This is a genomic window from Bradyrhizobium murdochi, from assembly GCF_000472965.1.
Taxonomy (GTDB): Bacteria; Pseudomonadota; Alphaproteobacteria; order Rhizobiales; family Xanthobacteraceae; genus Bradyrhizobium; species Bradyrhizobium murdochi.
In genome coordinates this window covers 1-18,966 of the sequence record NZ_AXAU01000044.1, presented here as the reverse complement: position 1 = coordinate 18,966, position 18,966 = coordinate 1, and the positions used below count along the sequence as shown (strand labels likewise).

The following is an 18,966-nucleotide window of genomic DNA, read 5'->3' as shown; positions in this document are numbered from 1 at the left end:
CGTGACTACGACGCCAACCTCCTAGGCCGCACCGCATAAGAAACAGGGCCGGAAAGGAAGATCCAAGGTCGGATTAGAAGGCACAACAACCCGCCGAGGTTTGCGAGACGGAAAGGACGAATGGAGAAACGGTTCCACCGACACTTCTGAAGCCTGGTTCGACTCCATGGCCCTTCTTGAGGCCGGCGAGTTATTGAGGACAGAAGTGGGCGGATATCCATGATGGCTCGGGGCAACAGCCCCAAATTGAAGCCGGATAGATTGGCGCAAACCGCTTCATCCGTTTGTCGATTCCTCTTGCAACGCGGGCGTGGTCCATAGATCGGCGTCAAGGTCTCGCTCGTGACCACCATCGCCGCACCCCGGGGCGGCCAGATCGTGCTGCACGCCAAGGCCCTGCCGGGCAACCCGTATGACGCAATACGCTCGGGACATCATCGAAGTCACTGAGAAGCTTACCGGCCTACGAGATCTCGCGGGCCTATGTTGACAACGGCTATCGCGGTACAACGCATCAGATCCGCACCGCATCTTAATCTCCGGCCAGAAGCTGGCGGCGTCTTGGGTGCAATCAAACGGAGCTCCGGCGGCGATCCAGCATCGAGATCGTGATCGGTCGCACGAGAAGTGACGACTGTCTCGACTGATGCCACCTCAAGGGCCTCGATGGGGTGCCGCCAACGTCGTCCTTTCCGTGGCCGGTCATAACCTCCGCCTCTTCCTAGCTTAGCGGATGCTTCTGTTGCGTCTAATCCTGATAGCCCTGTGACGCGCGGGATCGGCTTCCTAACGGACAACTAGATATGATGTGTCAATAGTGCATCGTCCGACTTGCTAAAACTCGTTGGCGCGACTGTTCGAAGTTGGTCCTCCCAATAGGAAAATTAGTCGCTGGCAAGCCCGAGGAGGTCTTTGGCCGGGGCTGGGGAGGCAAAGCAAGCTAACCTGACATTTAATGCGGGGCGAACGCCCTAAAGGCATGAGAATGCCTCATCCGGCTGGCCTCATCCGCATCGCGTCGGGATTGTAGACCTGACCGAACCGGTTGCTGAGGAAGTCCGTCATTGCGATCTCCTCCTGTCGGACAAAGCCCCTTGCCGATAGCCTTCCCTGCGCCAGAAGGTCGAAGACAGTGGCAGCGCCTGCCGCGGTTGTGATCTGGATAGCACTCAATTTTCGTCCCGCAACCGTTCCTGCATAGATCTTGTTTGCATAGGTTTCCTGCACATAACGGCCATCCCGCCAGCCGCAGACGGTGACGAAGATGACCACGACGTCCTGCATGGTCGCGGGTAGAGCGTTTTCCAATAGATCCTTCAGCAAATCGCGGCGGTTCTTCAGATTGAGATCGTTTAGCAGCGCCTTAATGATCGCCTGATGGCCAGGATAACGGATGGTGCGGTAGTTCATGGTGCGCACCTTACCCTCCAGCGTCCTTGCTAGCGTGCCGAGGCCGCCGGAGGTATTAAAAGCTTCATAGGTCACACCGTCGAGCGAAAGCTCCTCCCGCTCCTCCATCGCCGGCACAGTCACCAGTCTGCCTTCGACGATGGCTTCGCAGGGCTTGATGTATTCGTTGATCAGGCCATCGATGCTCCAAGTCAGGTTATAGTTGAGTGCATTGGAGGGATATTGCGGCAGCGCGCCGACGCGCATGCGCACGCTGTCGAGGCTATCGAATCGCGATGCCAGATCGATGGCGACGATCGAAATGAAGCCGGGCGCTAGACCGCATTGGGGGATGAATGCGCGGTCGGCATTCTGCGCCAGAGCCTCGATCTCCTTTGTAGTCACGACATCCTCGGTCAAATCGAGATAGTGCCCCCCCGCCGCCAGCGTGGCCTCGGCGATCTGTCTCGTCAGATAGAATGGGGCGGCCGAAAGCACGGCGAATTTACCTTTGAGCGCGGCCACGAGACTTGCATGGTCGGCAATGTCAAGTACCGCAGTTGAAACCGCAGGATGGCGATCGATCTTGGCGAGCTGCTCGCCGCTGCGATCGACGACTGTCAGTTTGTAATCGCCGATGTCGGCCAGCATCGATGCGATCGCGCCACCGATCCTACCTGCCCCGATGATCATAAGGTCTTTCATGTTTGTCTTCCCCTTTTTGAACTTTGGATTTTTTGCAGGTTTGCGCAGAGATTGAACGATTCATAGCAACAGAAGAAGCGTTTCCGCCTACCTGTTTCTGTGGATTTACCAATCAGGTCAGATAGTCTGACAGGCGCTCATGCGACCAACTCGCGGAGGGAGGACCGTTAACGCTTCTGGGCCGAATACCTGCGTGCGCGTCTGGTTAAAGAGCTGTGCTTGTCACGTGCCACCGCATAGGCCGGCTTGAGCAGCTGGAAAGAGAATCGTGATTGCCAGTCATGGTTTCGTGTCCGAAAAATTTTGATCACGGCGCATGTGCTGATCACGATTGCGTCGAAAGCGCTAGCGCAGGTTTGCTTTCGCTTGAAAGAAGTCGCACGAAGTCAGCAGTCTTCATTTTGGCTTGACTGCGATGATCGCCGCCTCGTCTATCGCGAAGCTGAATTAAATGATTGGACACAATCGGGATCGATGCGCCGCCGTGGTAGACCGTTTGCGCAGCTCGGAGTTCGAGCGTTACGATGGCTTCGGCCAGCTCGCATAGCGGGGCTCGGCCAATAGCAGGCGTCGGATCCGGCCAAGACGCCAAAGATGGTGGGACAGAAGGTGCCGCCGCGGGCTAAAGAGAGAAGCCTAAAAAACTGCCGTCACCCAAGATGGCGGCGGAGCCGCAGCGGAAATCTGCGTGCGCCGCGCCATCGGCGCGAGTCGATCAGCTATGCTGAGAGAGCTAGCCAAAGAGCGAACATACTGCGGGGTCCGGGTCGGGCCAACTACCGGAATTGGGGATGGCGCCCGCATAACCCAGCGTGGTCGGATCGAGTTATTCGTCGTACAATGTACTTGGTGGATTACGTACCATGGTGCAAGAGCGGCCAGTCGAGCGGCGAATCGCGCGAGCCGTACTGGAAAGATAAGGAACAGAATACCATGAGTGAGCTGTTTGATCTAGAAAGCAATCAAGGTCGCCCTGATCACCGGAGTCGATCAGGGCGCGCGGGACGTCACTTAAGTGGTCGTTTCGTTTTGCCGCCCACAAGATGGCGGATGTCGCTCTGAACGATCATTTCTCTAACGCGTCGAAGTGGCGCCAAGGAATGGTGAGCAAGGCCGCTGCGGTCAACCGTAGCGCTGCGGGGCGCTAAAGCGGCATTCAGCCTTTGGAGGGCACGTAGGAGAATGCTCTCTGCACGGCAGCTGTCGCTTTGATGAACAATTTAGCTTCGCAAACAGGAAACGAGAAGCGACATGTACGAGTTCAAAGAAGAAACGCGGGCGCTCGTCAATTTGGTTCGGCGGATCGTCAAAGACCACCAGGCGGCGCTCGAGACGCGAAGGCTCAGAGGCGAGAAGCTGACCTCGGCCGACTATCAGTCCGGCCGTGAGGCGGCCCGTCAGGCTGGTCTGTGGGGGCTCAGCCTGCCGCGCGAACTTGGTGGCGCGGACCTTTGTCTTGTCGATCGCCTCGCCGTCATCGAAGAAAACCGTAAATGCCTGACGCCGATCCGCTTCGGGGGCGACGCTTTACCCGACTTGCTCCATCTGCAGGGCGAGCAGAAGGCTCGTTACCTCGACCCCTTCTTGTCTGACGCCACAGCGATATGCTTTGCGCTGACCGAGCCCGGCGGCGGCTCCGATCCGGCTCGCAACACTTCGACCCATGCCAAGCGCGACGGTAAGGACTGGGTGATCAACGGCTCCAAGATCTGGGTCAGCGACTTCGATGAGGCCGATCGCGCATTTGTTTTCGCCCGCATCACCAAGGAAAATACAGCTGGCAACCTTTCGATGTTCGCTGTGGAGAAGGACAACCCAGGCCTAATCGCACGTCCGGTGCCGATGCTCGGCGGGTACACGACGCATCAGCTGACCTTTGACGATTGCAGAGTAGACGAGGTTGCGCGCATCGGCGCTGAAGGCGCCGGATTCAAAGGTGCACAAGATGCACTAAACGCGACCCGGTTCGGCAATGCCGCAGCGACGCTCGGCATTGCTCAGCGCTGCTACGACATGATGGTCGAATACGCTAAGCGGCGAGTCCTATTCGGAAGCCCGCTCAGCGATAAGCAAGCGATCCAATCTATGATCATCGACTCATGGATAGAAATCCAACAGAACCGACTGATGATGTACACCTGCGCGGAGAGATATGATCGTGGTGAGAATACGCGCGTCGATGCAAGTATGACTAAGTTGACCTGCACTGAAATGGTCGGCCGCGTCATTGACCGCGCAATCCAAATCCACGGCGGCGCGGGTTGCACATATGAGAGTCCGCTTGCGCACTGGTACGATAGTCAGCGCATGTCGCGCATCTGGGTAGGGGCGAGCGAAGTTCTCAAGTATCGCGTACTTGCTCGGCATCTATTGGCGTGAGCGCTAATCCACAGAGACCCAAACAGGATCGAGAGCGGCGCAAATTGAACAGGCAGCCAGCGCTGGATGGCTCGCGCTCTCGTCGAAGCGGTACTGGAAGACTGGACGCTCTATGAACCGGACGCTGTCGGAATCGTCGAGAGCGACTCCTTCAGGGCCCTTACCGGGTGGAAGCAAAGAGCTTATCGATGGCCACGGCGCTGCCGCCGCGCTCCACCTAGGGGCAGAGCGAACATTGTCCTCAACTAGCGCCGCAGGATGCCAGCACGGTGTTCGCCTGCTAGGCGCCCAGTATGCGAGCTCTGCGTAGCGGCTGCCGGATTCATCGATGGTCTTGCATTACGACGAGGAGACGAGAAACTACATGTATGAGTTCAAGGAACAAACACGGGCGCTCGTCGACCTCGTTCGCAAGATTGTGGAAGACCATCAGGAGCCGCTCGAAAAACGAAAGCTCAGGGGCGAGAATCTGTTCTTAGCGGACTATGAGCCCGGACGTGACGCGGCCCGTAGGGTTGGCCTGTGGGGACTCAGCCTGCCGGCCGAATTCGGCGGCGCGGACCTTTCCCTGGTCGATCGACTCGCCGTTATCGAGGAAAACAAGAAATGCCTGACGCCGATTCTCTTCGGAGGCGAGGTTCCCCCCGACTTGCTCCATTTGCGGGGCGAGCAGAAGGCCCGTTACCTCGACCCCATCATGTCTGACGACAAACGGTGCGCCTTTGCGTTTGTCGAGCCCGAGGGCGGGTCGGATCCGGCTCGCAACACTTCGACCTGTGCGAAGCGGGACGGCGACGGATGGGTCATCAATGGCTCTAAGATTTTCGTCAGCGGCTTCGAGAATGCCGATCTTGTGTTCGTCTTGGCCCTCACCGGCGAGGAGAAAGGTGCTAAGAATATGTCGATCTTCGCTGTGGAGAGGGGCAGGCCAGGTCTCATCGAAGATGGTCCGGTGCCGATGCTCGGCGGGGCGAACTCGATCGACAGAGGCAATCACTTCACGACGTACCGCCTAGTGTTTGAAGATTGCAGAGTTAACGATCTTGCGCGCATTGGCGCGGAAGGCGCCGGATTCAAGGGAGCACAAAGCGTACTGAATTGGACCCGGTTTGGCAATGCCGCGGCGGCCCTCGGCATTGCTCAGCGCTGCTACGACATGATGGTCGAACACGCCAAGCAGCGAGTTTTATTCGGAAGCCCGCTCAGCGATAAGCAGGCGATCCAGGCCATTATCGTCGACTCATGGATCGAAATCCAACAGAGCCGACTGATGATGTACACCTGCGCCGCGAAAGATGATCGCGGCGAGGATACGCGCGTCGAAGCGGCCGTGGCCAAGTTGACCTGCACCGAAATGGTCGGGCGCATCATCGACCGGGCAATCCAGATTCATGGTGGCGCCGGCTGCACCTATGAGAGTCCGCTTGCGCACTGGTATGACAAGCAGCGCATGGCGCGCATCTACGAAGGCGCAACCGAAGTCCTCAAGTACCGAGCGCTCGCCCGCAGACTTTTGGCGTGAGCGCGTGAGCTGTGCAAATGAAAAGGCACCGGCGCCGCGCCGCGCGCGGCCATCGAAATTACCATTTTCCGTCATATTTTTATTCGAGTGGTTAGTTGTCGCTTCTCACGTTAACTATCGGTTTCGTCTCCTGCGGCTCGACGGTATCCATCCGGCTCGGAGAAGAAGATCCGGTTTCAGCAGTCATCGCAGCAGTACGCGATGGGGCGAAGTGGAGAGCCAGAGCCGTGTTCGATGGGAAGCGGAGCGGCGAATTACGAGGTGTAGGTTAGCCACGCATTTCAGGATCAGGACGCCATTTGGCAGCCGGTGCTTGACGTATCCTGGCATCGTGCCAATAGATACCCCGTTCGCCAACGCCGCTTCGCAAGCGATCGTGTCTGCTCCGACGGCACAGACGTGCCGCTCCTTAAGAAGGATCACCGCTTCTTCATCATGCCTGGAGCGTTGTGTGCGTACCATTGGGCCTGGACGTCGCGCCGCCAATGCCGCCTAATCCATCCGAAGTTTACCAGTGCGATCTCGTCGGAGCCGACAGAGATCCGTGCTTACGTTCATAAGATTCAATGTCTGACGGCGTGAGGACGTCGCCGGGTTTCCAGTCTCGATCGGAGAAATCGTAGACCACGTCCTCAGCCACGAGTCGGTCAACGGCAACCGTCTCGATTGAGGTGTGCATCTGGTCGGGGATTGTGTGCGCAGGCGCGTCGACATGGCAGCCGATATGCTCGGCATGCTGAGATTCTGGCAGTAATATCCGTCGCTCTCGTGCACGACGGTCGGATCGATAATCAGGTGTGGATGCGTCGGCCATCGAGGAATGCCTCGGCCCAGCATCGGTGCGAGGTCGACGGGCCGGAGCGAACGAAGATGCTGGGCAGCAGTGCGGATCCCTTCAGAGCATCGGCCCGGATTGGGCGTAACTGGATCCATCATGTCACCTCTACAGGGGGCCCGTTGTTAGCGCTGGACGCGCAGTATCGCAGGCGAAACTAAACTAGCTTGTTGAGAATGGGCTGGATGCCGTCGCGTTTGCAGAGCGCTTGGGGGCCAGTTAAGCGGTTCGCCAAGGAGCCGGACCATCCTCAGCCCGATTACCAACGCGGCCGTCGACCCCGCCACGAACGGAAGATAGACGCAAACGATGTTGCTCATCTGCATAGGATATCGCCAGTTACATGATCCGTCTCCGAAAGGATGCCCTCAACAACCGAGCCACGTCGACCCCCCAAATATGGTCGTGTGCAAGCGTGGATCATGCCGAGTGAGCGATTTGGCCGGATCCGATCGAGAACCGCAGACACCCGGCATGATCCCGATCAAGGACGGCGTCGTCGTACTTGAAGAGCGGTAGCATGCTTCCGTCCAGAAGGGAGAAAGGTGCTCCACGTGTGTAACGAGACACACCCGGAACTCGCTGCGCCAATTCGTCGATCTGGCACGCAGGGGAAGAAAACATTGCCGCCTGAAGGTCATCTCTCCGCTACCCTATTGTAGTTCTCGGTACCGTCGGGCAATTGAGCCGAGCGAGGTTCCGGCGGCGGCGAGAGAGATGAAGTCCAAAGAGCTTTTGCGATTGGCGGGCGGCGATGTGACCGGACTGCGCTAGCTTGTTGAAGAGTCGACGCGGTTGCGCTCGCGCTTGCGCTGCAGAGCATTGGTCTGCGGGAAGCTGTGTCTCACGCCGGATCATGTCGGGAATGCTTGGCGGTGGCGGCGCCCGCCCAATCATGGGCCAGCAGGCAATTAGTACCGTCGGTATTCTCCGGATTCCGGTTTCTTCGGTAGGACTGGCTCGAGGCCGCTCCAACCTGACAATAGGGCGGATCGACCGCGTGATGCCCTTTTTCTGGAGGACCTGAATCACTCTCGACTGATTTGCGCTTGAGCTAATTAAGTGCGGTACCTAGCTGAGCGTGTGGCGTCCGCTCGCGGCGCTTCTCATGAACATGGTGATCTAATTACCAGAAAAATGCCGCGGCTGGTGTACTCATCGGGACAGTAAGAAATGCTGCGCCACGCGCCAGGAATAAGCGGCCATCTACTTCTTAGCTACTGCCACTGAGCGGCGCCGCCGCTACGACGCCCTAGATGCTCGGCCTATCTGATTCGGTAGCTGCGAGTGACGTAGTTAGTGGTTTAGTTTGCTTCGACCAGGAGACGATCGAGTTACCCGTAAGAGATAGAACCTCCAATTTGGCCCGATGTCGCCAAGCTTTGCCGCCTTGCCCACTCTTCTGAGTGGTCAAGCACGTTCTCTTCGCAAATCAGAATGGGGAATGAAATGCCGCAGCAGATCGCTCTCTCGGATGGTGGTCGCCCACCTGGACACTTTCGGAACACCGCCTACATGGTCAACGAGAGCAAACCGTATTTCGATGCGGCCCACGTGTCTGGTCTTATGGCCGTCCAAGCACGTTCTATGGCCGGACGCACGGTTGCTTTGGGTACCGGTCGCCTTGACAGTCGCCCGCTAGTGACCGATTTCGTGCGATGTTCCTACCTAGGCCTCGACAATCATCCGGTGATTGTCGCTGGAGCGATCGAGGCGATTGAGGCGCATCGGTCATTGCACTGGTCGTGCGCACGAACGCGACTCAACTTCGATCTTCTGGCAGAGCTTGAAGCAACTCTGTCGGAGATGTTCTGCGCGCGCGTGCTCGCGTTTTCCACAGTCATGCTGGCCAATCTTGGCGCCATGCCCCTCCTTGCTTCGGGCCAATTGACGGGGGGAAGGAAGCCGGTTGTCGTATTCGATCGAATTGCGCATACATCGCTCGCCTATCACAAGCCGGTGGTCGCTGATGAAACTCGGGTGGAAACGATTGCGCACAACGACATCGACGCTCTCGAACGCCTGTGCCGCGAACATCCAGTTGTCGCCTATGTATGCGATGGTGTTTACTCCATGGGAGGGAATTCACCCATCAAAGAGCTGCGCCAGCTCCAGGAACGCTATGGGCTCTTTCTCTATATCGACGATGCTCACGGCATATCGCTATTCGGACGCCAAGGCGAAGGATTTGCTCGCTCTCAGTTTCCGCAAGTGCTGGGTGACCGCACGATCATAGCAGCCTCGCTGGCCAAAGGATTCGGCGCGTCGGGCGGCATGTTGATGGTCGGAACGGCCGACTATGAAGCTCTGTTTCGACGCTACTCCATTCCTTATGCGTTTTCGGTGGCTCCCAATCTGGCGGCGGTTGGCGCGGCGCTCGGCTCGTGCAAGATTCACCGCTCGGCAGAACTTGGCGAACGGCAGAGGCAGTTGGCGGAACGGATCAAAATCTTTGACCGTCGTGTCGTAACTGCCGAGCAAGGCAATTCGTTTCCGATCAGAATGATCGCAATCGGGTCGGAAGCCAAGGCGATTGCAATCGCAAGAGAGCTTCTCGATGCCGGGTTCTATACTTCGGTGACGTTCTTCCCGACAGTCGGGCGAGGGAAGGCGGGAATTCGCGTGTGTATTACGGCGGATCATGAGGCTCGCGACATAGAACGGCTGTGCGACTGCATCTTGGAAAGGATAGCTGACCCAGCCGGAAAGCTCCTATAGGATCAGCGGTCCCCCTGAGGTGACGTGATGATGCAGCGAATGAATTTATCGAGCTGTCCGATAGGACCAAGTTGCCATCATCTGACGCGGACGGTAAGCATGAGCTCGTCAATCCGATCCATTGTGCAACTTCGAAGGAGCGAAGCCGTACCCGACTGACATACACGCTGATTGTCGGTCGGTTTGCCCCGGGAAAACGCTTCACACGCGGGACACTGTGATGCGCTTTCGCAGCTTGCTCCAGCCGAGGCAATGCGCGCAAATCTGCGATCGGGAACGGCCGTACCGCTGGAGCCTACAGAACTGGACGAAACGCTCGAGCGTGGCCTTCCCCCTAGTTCGTGCGCCGCTCTGCCTTCTCGATGCTGCGGGCTTGTCCGCTTCGCCGTCGAGGACTGCTTGACGATATGAAATTAGGAAAACCCAGAGGCCAAAGCGACCGGCGCGTTGCTCTCGTAACCGGAGGAGCACGTGGGATCGGATTCGAAATCGTACGCAGATTCTTGGCCGATGGCTATCAGGTCGCCTTTATATCGACAAGAGCTGAGCATGTGGAGCGGGCGCTTGACATTCTTAGCTGCCCGGAGGGCCGGCTCTATGCTGAGAAGGGCGACGTAACGCGACAAAATGAGATTTTGGGATTTATTGATCGCATCCGGGCTCGTTGGGGCGAGATTGCGATTTTGGTGAATAATGCAGGCATCTCCCCCAAACGCGTCGATCAGGATGCACCCTGGCTTTCGCAAACGTCGCTGGAGGAATGGGCGCGGGTCATCGATGTCAATCTCAACGGACCGTTCATTCTCACACGGCTCTTAGCGCCGGCAATGATTGCGAAGGGTCACGGACGCATCATCAATGTCGGATCGCTCGCAGGCCGTGCCATGCCGTTGATCGCAGGGCCGCACTATGCCGCATCGAAGGCGGGATTGGTCGGATTAACCCGCGCTACTGCGCGAGATCTCGCTCCACACGGTATTACGGTTAATTGTATCGCTCCTGGGCGGATTCTCAGCGATCTGACTGGGCCAGCTGAGGCCTCAGTCAACCGCGCCGCTCTCAACCGGATTCCAGTCGGCCGTTTTGGAACAGCTGAAGAGGTTGCGCACGTCGCAGCCTTTCTGGCCTCGCCGATGGCGGGCTTTATCACCGGTGCAACCATTGATATCACAGGGGGAGAGTTCGCCGCCTGAGGCGATGCTCATTGCAGTCTTGGCGCGAGCGCCTAACTCGCGGTGGAACGTAACCGAGGTCCAAACTGGTCCAAACCGCGCCAAGAAGAACGAGACCGACGCCTGCAGCATCGATCTTTTCAGCGCCGGCACCCAGCCCTCGGCAGTTCGCGGTGTCGTCCGCCAAGTGCCTTGGATTGGGGCTAGTTTGGTTGTCCACGTATCCGGTCCTCGTCGGCAGCTCATGCCAACGATGACGAGATTGGATCGCGCTCGATCAAAAATGGGGGCGGTCGCGTACCGTCGTTGCAGGGCAGGATTGAGCACGGGCTCACTGTTGGAGTCGTCAGTCAGCGCGACGGATCTGTGATCTGCGATTGCGACGCCTTAAGCACACCGTGTCGATTGCAAAAAATGTCCAATCGCAGTGCCGTTAGCGAATCCGCCGAGCACTAATCGAAAAGGTTATTTTATCAAACGTTGGCAACTTCAGCACGGACAACGAACTCCGTGTACCCGGCGTTGACAAGCGTTCCTCATCAATCAATCGCATGATGGCATCACGTGCTAGTGAGACACTAGTCAGCCTGACCACGAGACGAAGGGGCAGTGAGTCGAGGCTCCGATAACTGGCCGGAACTATCGCAATCAATCTTCCGTTTTCTCATTGCTGTTGGAGCCGGGCTCCGGTGTAGCATCACGGCTCGCATCCCTCAGTAAAATCCGCGCTGCGAGCCGCTGCCCAGCCATCTCGATTGCTTTGTTTCCAACAGGAGCAAACGTGTATTTCCGCTCACGCAGAGCATTGAGACACCATGCCTGTGGGCCGGGGTACGCGCCGTATGCTGCTGAACGTGGCTAAACTTCCATTTCCGTGCTGGTACGATCCTTGCACAGTTTTGGCGGAGACCTCTGCAACAGCTGCGCAGGCATCGGGAAGCAGTCTTTGCAATTCCGCGCATGGGCAGCTTGATCGGGGATGCAGCAGTCGGCGAATCCGCCAGCATGAGGCCGCAGTCGTACGCCCGTAAGGCTGTACGCGGCTCGTGCTGGCCCTAGGCCTGCTTACATGGCAGGTGATACTCCGGAGCACCAGGATGATTGGGAAAAAGGAGCCTTCGGTGGGAGCTTTATCACATTTGCAGGTCATCGAAATTGGTAGCTCGGCCGCAACAAGCTATTGTGCTCGGTTGTTCGCGGATTTCGGTGCCGATGTTCAGAAAGTCGAGCCGCCAGCTGGCGATCCGCTTCGGCGATGCGCGCCGCTCACCCCGCGGGGGAATAGTCCGTGGTTTGCGTTCCTCAACTTTAACAAGTCAAGCATCATTATTGATGCCACTGACCCAGACGCGATCACACGGCTGACCGCGCTGATCGAGGATTGCGATATTCTGATCGATGGCCGCTACGTCGATCCCGCGAATTGTCCGAGCATTGATATCGCCGCAATCCGCCAGCGACGTCCCGGGTTAACATACCTCGAAGCAAGCTGGTTTTGCCATGATGGCCCGTATGCAGGATTCGCCGCAACCGATTCGACCATCCGTGCGCTCGCCGGCCTCGTCAAGCTGGTTGGACCGGTCGAAGGCCCGCCATCACACGCCCCGGATTTCCAGACGGGTATCCTCGCGGGCCTATGGGGCTTCATCGCCGCGGCTTCTTCCGCAGTTGCGCGAATGCAGGGTGGGGCGGGGCGGTCGTGGTCGCTTAGTATTTTCGAATCGAGTCTCGCTCTTAGCGATTATCTCATGTTCGAGGCGTTCGCGCACGGCGATGTGATGCGCAGGATTGGCTCTAATCGCTTCTGGCCTGGCTTTCCGGTCGGAATTTATGAAACCAAAGAAGGCCGGCTCGGGGTTACTACGGTGACGCCGGCGCAATGGCGCGCATTTTGCGACATGCTCGGGCTATCCGAATTGCGTGATGATCCGGCCCTTGTTCTTGGCGAAGACCGTCGGCAACGTGCGGAAGAGCTCGAGAGAAAATTCATTCCAAGGCTGAAGTCGCGAACAGCACGAGAGTGGTTTGCAGAGGGACTGAAGCGCAAAATACCGATGGTGCCTGTGCCCGAAATTTCCGATTTGCTCCTTGACGCCGAGAAAAGCGCGCGTGGCGCAATCGTACCCGTCGTGCTTAGCGAAGAAAATGGCCTGACGGTTGGCTCAATGCTGCGGCTCACATTCACTCCGCCGCGCCGGGGCGGGAAGGTGCCGGCTCCCGGCGAGCAGCAAGCTTTCGCGAATGCAAGGCATCTAACCGGCACCGCGTGGCCATCGTCACGTTCCATCGATACGGCGCGGCGGCCGTTGCAGGGAATTCGTGTCATCGACTTCTCGATGGGCTGGGCGGGGCCGTTGTGCACCAGAACACTGGCTGATCTCGGCGCTGACGTTATCAAAGTCGAGGCCATCCAGTATCCGGACTGGTGGCGCGGTGTTGACCGGCGGCCTGCTTACATCGATAGCGAGATGTACGAAAAGACGGTGCGCTTCTGCGTCATGAACCGCAACAAGCGCGGTATCACGCTCGACCTGACGCGGCCGCAAGGCGTCGCGCTCGCCAAACGGCTTGTGGCGGAAGCCGATATCGTCGTCAATAATTATTCTGTTGATGTGCTGCCGAAGCTCGGGCTTGGCTACGACGTGCTCAGAACGCTCAACCCGCGGCTCGTCATGATGTCGATGTCTGCATTTGGTGCAGACAGCGTCAATCGCGATTGCCGAGCCTATGGCTCGACTCTCGAGCAGGGATCGGGCTTGCCGAGCGTGATCGGAAATCCCGGTGGGCCGCCCACAATGAGCCACACCGCCTTTGGAGATCCGGTTGGCGGGTTGAACGGCTGCGCTGCAGTTCTGGTCGCCTTGATCCACGCCCGCAACACTGGGCAGGGACAGTTCATTGATCTGGCGCAGATTGAATGCATGATGCCGTTCGAGGCGCCATGGATCACCGTCCACTCGATCGACGGTGTTCCACCACCGAGATACGGCAGTCGACATCCTCAGTTCGTGCCGCACGGCTGCTTCCGGTGTGCGGGTGAGGACAACTGGATCATGATAGCGGTAACCGACGCGGAAATGTGGCACAGGCTCGCGCGGCTTATTGGGCGGCCTGATTGGGCCAGGGACACATCGTTGAAATCAGCGGAAGCTCGCCGTGGCATCGAGGACGTGATCGAGACAGCCATTACAGCCTGGACACTCTCCCGAGACGCGGATCAGGCCATGTCTGAGTTGCAGGCCGCAGGGGTTGCTGCCGGCGTGGCCCGCCTGCCGATTGAGCTTCTCAAGGATCGGCATCTTGCGTCGCGGGGATTTCTGCAGGACGTCGAACGTGCTTTCATTGGCCGACATCCTCAGCCCTCAATGCCGATTCGCGAAGCTGCATCGCCCTATGCGATCTGCACAGCTGCGCCGACGCTCGGACAGCATAACGTGGAGGTCCTATCAGAGCTCCTCGGCCTTTCTGACTCTGAGATTGCACAATTGATAAGGGGGGGCATTATTGGTACGGCAATGCTCTCGGAGGGTGAGCTCGCATCGAAGAAATTGTCGTCAGACTGACAAATCGAGTTTAGGCCTCGATGTCCCTCAGGATCTGCAGACGCGCATCCGCGAATCAAAACCAACGATGGCGGCTGAGTTAAATGTTGCGAGCAACTGGCTAGCGGTCGTCCCTGCGTCGACATGTGCAGATCGCATGTAATGGCATTAAGCCGTGGTGCACACGTTGGACACAGTTCAAACCAATATACAGATGGCCGCGTGCGATGCGGCTAGACCAAGGCGGTTCAGGTATAAGCTAGCAGTAAGGCCGGCCCTAAGCGTATGCTGCACGTCACAGCAGTTAGGTCTGTGCCTGATCGGGTTCGCTGGATAGCTGAAGTTTGCGCGATAGTTGGGGCAGTCTTCCGGATCGAAGGCTTTCTTCGCCGGTGACGGCGCAGACCGCATGGTCGATACGAGCCGCTGCTTCTGAGAAGATTTTTGAGCTTGACGAAGATCTGTTCCATGAGTCAAGGTAGTATCTTGGCGAGAAGAAGATACTTGGCACCCCGGGGGCCGAGCAAAGGGCCTGCCGCACGGCGTGCCCCCCGGTGGCTTCCGCGATCATCTATGATCACGCCGTCGTCGGCCGAAGTCGGGAGCAGCGTCTCTACATGCACCATCAATCCCCTCCTGCTATGCGGAAGCTCGGCGGTCAGCCCTGCCCCCTGCAGAGCCATCCTAGCTCAGCCACTTATCTTCGCGCGGAACGCGTACCACACCAAACGCTATTAGGTAGGCTGAACGCGTAATCGTGTCCGTCAGCGTCGCGCCTCTCAGTCCGCTCGCCCAAGCGCCAGGCTCCGGCTGGTCGGCGCCGGAGGCACTTGACGTCGGTGGAATGTTGTTGAGGTCGGTCAGGTGATGTCCTCGTATCGTTCGCATGGGTCAATTGAACGAACTATCTGGAAATGTTATAATTCGCATTTGTCGATGTGAGAAATGAAGCCTGAGGCCGGGTTTAATCGTGCCATACAACAACCTTGACGCGAGAATTGGCGAACGCATTCGAGCCCAGCGAAAGCGAGTCGGCTTAAGTCAGAAGAAGCTCGCGAGTCGGTTGGACATAGTTTTTCAGCAACTGCAGAAGCACGAGAATGGCACAAGTAGAGTGCCTGCTAGTCGGCTTTACGAAATTGCTCGAGCGCTGAACACTCCGATAGCACATTTCTACGAAGTCGATGAGCGCGAATCGCTACGACGGGCGTCGCCACTCTCCGACGTGTCTGCAATAGTTGGCGCGCAAAGGGGCAAGTTGGCAAAACAGGTCCTCGAACTTGTCACGGCTTTCATGAAGATTAAGGACGAGCATGCCCGAACGGATATTGTTTCGTTGGTGGCAAAGCTTTCGAAGTTGAACGCTAGGCGGTAGAGCCGCTGCCAGATTTGACCGCGAAGGGTAACAATAATGCGTTACCGTGTCCCAGTTTCGGTCTCCTGCCCTAGCACGCTTTGAAAGTGCTGTTGTGCTGCTCTGCTCGCAACGCCAGCAACATGCGCTTGCTTTGTCTCCAGCGCGATGTCGTGCAATCCAGCGAGTAAGCCTTGATTGATTGACTCTTTCGTTCGCCGAAAAGTGATTTCCGGAAACTCACTGAGAATCTGCGCTCGCGCGATAGCCGTCTCCATAAGATTTTCCGAATCCGCGACCTCGTGAAGCAATTTGTGGTCCACCGCCCACGAAATCGGAACGGCCTCGCACCCATAGACGATGTCAGACATCGCCGCTCGACCCACGAAACTCTCGAGCAAATACCCGCCCACTATACAAGCGATTCCGTGCTTCAGTTCCCACATAACCAGCTTGGTCCCCGGCGCTCCGACGCGCCAATCGCAACATAGCGAGACCTGAAAGCCGAGGCCTATTGCGTATCCACCGACTGCGGCAACGGTCGGTTTCGTGACCTTGAGTATCGTAGAATAAAAATCAATCAACCTATCAATATAGGCCTCCACTGCCACGCTTCCGGAAAGCTGGGCCACTTCGTTAAAATCACCACCAGCGCAAAACGATCTGTCATTCCCTCCTGTCAGTACTAAGGCCCGTATCGCTGGATTGTCATTTGTCTCTCGGCATATCGAGCGAATGGCGTTCTCGAGTTCTAGACTCATCGGATTGTGAGCGTTGGCGTGATTGAACTGCGCGACCAGAACCGCGCCTCGTGTTTCCGTTTCCAATATGGCCATGGTGCCTCCAATCGATCACCTGCATCTGATAGGTCGCGGCTCGCTCAGCCCGTGACACTCGGAGTCCGACGATGAACATCGATACACCCATAAAGAGAAATAGTCAACCAAGAAGAACATCTACAATGAGAACGATCTCTTGCCAAGTGCTGCCTATGGGGCATAGTATGGAGGTGCGCGTTCCGCTACATGCACGTGAAAGGGGAGACCCATGCCACTTCCTGGTCCTGTCGAACGAGAATTCCTTCATCGCCGGGCTATAGAAGTGGTTGGCTACCGTCGTCGCGATCAACTCTGGGATATCGAGGCCCGCCTGATCGACTCGAAGGCCAATGCTTACGCGAATCCTTGGCGTGGAGAAGTCCTCCCAGGCGAACCGGTGCACGACATGTCGCTGCGGTTGACCGTCGATACAAGCTTTAAAATTCGTGCACTAGATGTTGCGAGCGATAAGAATCCGTATCCGACGTGCTCGGAAGCAGCGAGCGCGTTCGCTCCGCTCGTGGGTCTCACGATAGGGTCCGGTTGGAAAAAGAAAGTCAAAGAGCGCGTCGCCCAAACTGCTGGCTGCACTCACCTCGCTGAACTTATAGGTTCTGTCGGATCGGTAATGTTCCAGACCATCTTGCCGGTCCTGCAGCAAGAAGGAGCATTCCACAAGCATCCTCGCCCAGGGTTGATCGATAGCTGCTACGCTTACCGGCGGGGCAGTGAGGTCGTAAAGCATTTATGGCCTAACTTGCCGGTCGAGTAACTGGGTCACCGGCAGGTCCAACGTGCAGAAGCCCGGATTGATCAATTCAGAAAAACAGATCTTGCTTTGTGGAGGTGCAAATCGTGCTCGCAAGCGCATCTGCCGCGTAAGCATACGGCTCTAACAGACGACCCTTCTTAGGATGGCAGTCATGCACGGTTCCGGCATTGAAGAATGATTACTGGTTGCAATGACTAAGGTCGTCCTGTGATTAGAGAGAATATTTCCTCGCGGGAGCCGCCTCAAAGGCATGGATCCTGGAAATCGCGTCCACCGCTTATTCCGGCGCAGCCGCAATAGACCCGATTTGACGTACACACTATTACACGAAAGAGTTCGCATCGGCGGGCCAAGGCTGGGGTTTGTGGCTACTCAACGCGCAGAGTCGCTGCTGACGCGAAGTGAAAGTGGACCCCGGATTTCGGACCAGTTGACTAGAACCTATCTCAAAATTGGAAGCTAGAGTCGATTGACGATGAAGGCGCTATAAAGGAAGAATGATTCGGCTGACGGACGAGCAATGGGAACGCATCCGGAAACACTTTCCGGAGGAGCACATTGCTGATGGACGACCGGGTCGGAAGCCTGTTGCGACGCGCCGGGTTCTGGAAGCGGTTCTGTGGATTTTGAACACGGGTGCTCAGTGGCACATGCTGCCGCAAAGCTATCCGAACTATAAAACCGTGCATCGGCGCTTTCAGAACTGGTGCCACAATGAAGTATTGCGGCGTGGTCTGACCGACATCGCCAACGAACTTCGCGAGAACGGCGCGCTCGATGAAGAAGAGTGTTTCATCGACTGAACATTCGCGATGGCCAAGGGCGGAGGCGCGGAGATCGGTCCTACGAGGCGCGGAAAAGGCCTGAAAATCATGGCGATTGTGGATCGCCATGGCTTGCCGCTCTCGGTGAGCACCCATGCCGCGAACCATCACGAAGTGCGCTTGGTGCGTATCCGTCCGCTGAAGGCCGCCTTGCGAAGTGAGGCGCGGTATTGAGAACTGTCCTTATGGACAGTGATAAGCGCAGTGCCCAGGTCGAGCGGCTTGGAGTGGTGGAGACGGGCCGGCGCCGACGCTGGTCCGAGGATGAGAAGCTCAAGATCGTCCTGGAGAGCTTGCAGGCGCCGCGCCAGGTTGCAGCGACGGCGCGGCGATATGGCGTGTCGCGCTCATTGCTGCTCCGATGGCGACGGTTGTTTCGCCCAGAGCCGAAGGATGGCACCGAACGACACGCGGGCTTTGTACCAGCGCGGGTAGTCCCGGAGTCAGGGACGGTGCCCGGTCCGGGCGGCTCGGCGGGCGGCGGGGCGATCGAGATCGAGTTTGCGACCGGAGCCCGGATGCGGATCACTGGCGCGGTCGATACGGCGACGCTGAAGGCAGCTGTCGCAGCTTTGGCTGATGGGCGGCCGCGATGATTCCCATTGCATCGGGCGTGCGGGTGTGGATTGCGACCGGCCACACCGATATGCGCCGCGGCATGAACTCGCTGGCCTTGCTGGTGCAGGAGGCCTTCAGGCGCGACCCGCATGGCGGCGATCTGTATGTCTTCCGCGGCAAGAGCGGCAAGCTGATCAAGATCCTTTGGCATGATGGACTGGGCATGTCGCTCTACGCGAAGCGGCTGGAGCGCGGCCGTTTCCTCTGGCCGTCATCGGCTGATGGCGTGGTGACGATCACGCCAGCCCAGCTTGGCTACTTGCTGGAGGGCATTGACTGGCGGATGCCGCAACGCACGTGGCGCCCGCAGGCGGCGGG

13 protein-coding genes are annotated in these 18,966 nt (G+C 57.8%); 10 read left to right on the top strand and 3 right to left on the bottom strand.

What is annotated here, in order from left to right:
• Positions 1–990 precede the first annotated feature (990 nt).
• Entirely contained in the window at positions 991–2,094 is a 1,104-nt protein-coding gene (locus YUO_RS0136535) for a saccharopine dehydrogenase family protein (RefSeq protein ID WP_028351580.1), read from the bottom strand.
• 1,251 nt (positions 2,095–3,345) lie between these two features.
• Between YUO_RS0136535 and YUO_RS0136530 the strand changes: the two genes are divergently transcribed.
• Together YUO_RS0136530 and YUO_RS0136525 are read left to right on the top strand one after the other, a co-directional pair.
• Entirely contained in the window at positions 3,346–4,473 is a 1,128-nt protein-coding gene (locus YUO_RS0136530; protein ID WP_028351579.1) for an acyl-CoA dehydrogenase family protein, read from the top strand.
• A 364-nt stretch (positions 4,474–4,837) separates the two neighbouring features.
• A complete protein-coding gene (locus YUO_RS0136525; RefSeq protein ID WP_028351578.1) occupies positions 4,838–5,995 on the top strand; it encodes an acyl-CoA dehydrogenase family protein in 1,158 nt (385 codons plus the stop codon).
• 508 nt (positions 5,996–6,503) lie between these two features.
• Here YUO_RS0136525 and YUO_RS49200 read toward each other — a convergent pair.
• Entirely contained in the window at positions 6,504–6,809 is a 306-nt protein-coding gene (locus YUO_RS49200) for a cyclase family protein (protein ID WP_083754874.1), read from the bottom strand.
• A gap of 1,470 nt (positions 6,810–8,279) precedes the next feature.
• Between YUO_RS49200 and YUO_RS0136520 the strand changes: the two genes are divergently transcribed.
• From YUO_RS0136520 to YUO_RS49195, 4 genes are all read left to right on the top strand, one after another.
• Positions 8,280–9,548: an aminotransferase class I/II-fold pyridoxal phosphate-dependent enzyme gene (locus YUO_RS0136520; protein WP_028351577.1), complete on the top strand. Its 1,269-nt coding sequence runs from the start codon at positions 8,280–8,282 to the stop codon at positions 9,546–9,548.
• Positions 9,549–9,955: 407 nt separating this feature from the next.
• Positions 9,956–10,741, top strand: a complete 786-nt coding sequence (locus YUO_RS0136515; RefSeq protein WP_028351576.1) for an SDR family NAD(P)-dependent oxidoreductase — start codon at positions 9,956–9,958, stop codon at positions 10,739–10,741.
• Positions 10,742–11,817: 1,076 nt separating this feature from the next.
• Positions 11,818–14,283, top strand: a complete 2,466-nt coding sequence (locus YUO_RS0136510) for a CaiB/BaiF CoA-transferase family protein (RefSeq protein WP_028351575.1) — start codon at positions 11,818–11,820, stop codon at positions 14,281–14,283.
• Between the two features lie 949 nt (positions 14,284–15,232).
• Entirely contained in the window at positions 15,233–15,637 is a 405-nt protein-coding gene (locus YUO_RS49195) for a helix-turn-helix domain-containing protein (RefSeq protein ID WP_051379853.1), read from the top strand.
• 41 nt (positions 15,638–15,678) lie between these two features.
• On the opposite strand, the gene YUO_RS0136500 is transcribed toward YUO_RS49195, so the two are convergent.
• The gene (locus tag YUO_RS0136500) at positions 15,679–16,452 is read right to left on the bottom strand and encodes an enoyl-CoA hydratase/isomerase family protein (protein ID WP_035728469.1); all 774 of its coding nucleotides are present in this window, start codon (positions 16,450–16,452) and stop codon (positions 15,679–15,681) included.
• A gap of 211 nt (positions 16,453–16,663) precedes the next feature.
• On the opposite strand from YUO_RS0136500, the gene YUO_RS43115 reads away from it, so the two are divergent.
• From YUO_RS43115 to tnpB, 4 genes are all read left to right on the top strand, one after another.
• On the top strand, positions 16,664–17,206 hold the full coding sequence (locus YUO_RS43115) for a DUF2889 domain-containing protein (protein ID WP_035728466.1): 543 nt from the start codon (positions 16,664–16,666) through the stop codon (positions 17,204–17,206).
• Between the two features lie 497 nt (positions 17,207–17,703).
• Positions 17,704–18,009 carry a transposase gene (locus YUO_RS43110; protein WP_051379851.1) on the top strand — a complete coding sequence of 102 codons (306 nt, stop codon included), beginning with the start codon at positions 17,704–17,706 and terminating at the stop codon, positions 18,007–18,009.
• A gap of 206 nt (positions 18,010–18,215) precedes the next feature.
• Entirely contained in the window at positions 18,216–18,626 is a 411-nt protein-coding gene (gene tnpA, locus YUO_RS0136485; RefSeq protein WP_028351572.1) for an IS66-like element accessory protein TnpA, read from the top strand.
• Positions 18,623–18,966 (top strand): IS66 family insertion sequence element accessory protein TnpB (gene tnpB, locus YUO_RS0136480; RefSeq protein WP_028351571.1); only part of this gene is annotated, 344 nt, incomplete at its 3' end. The genes tnpA and tnpB, both read left to right, overlap by 4 nt.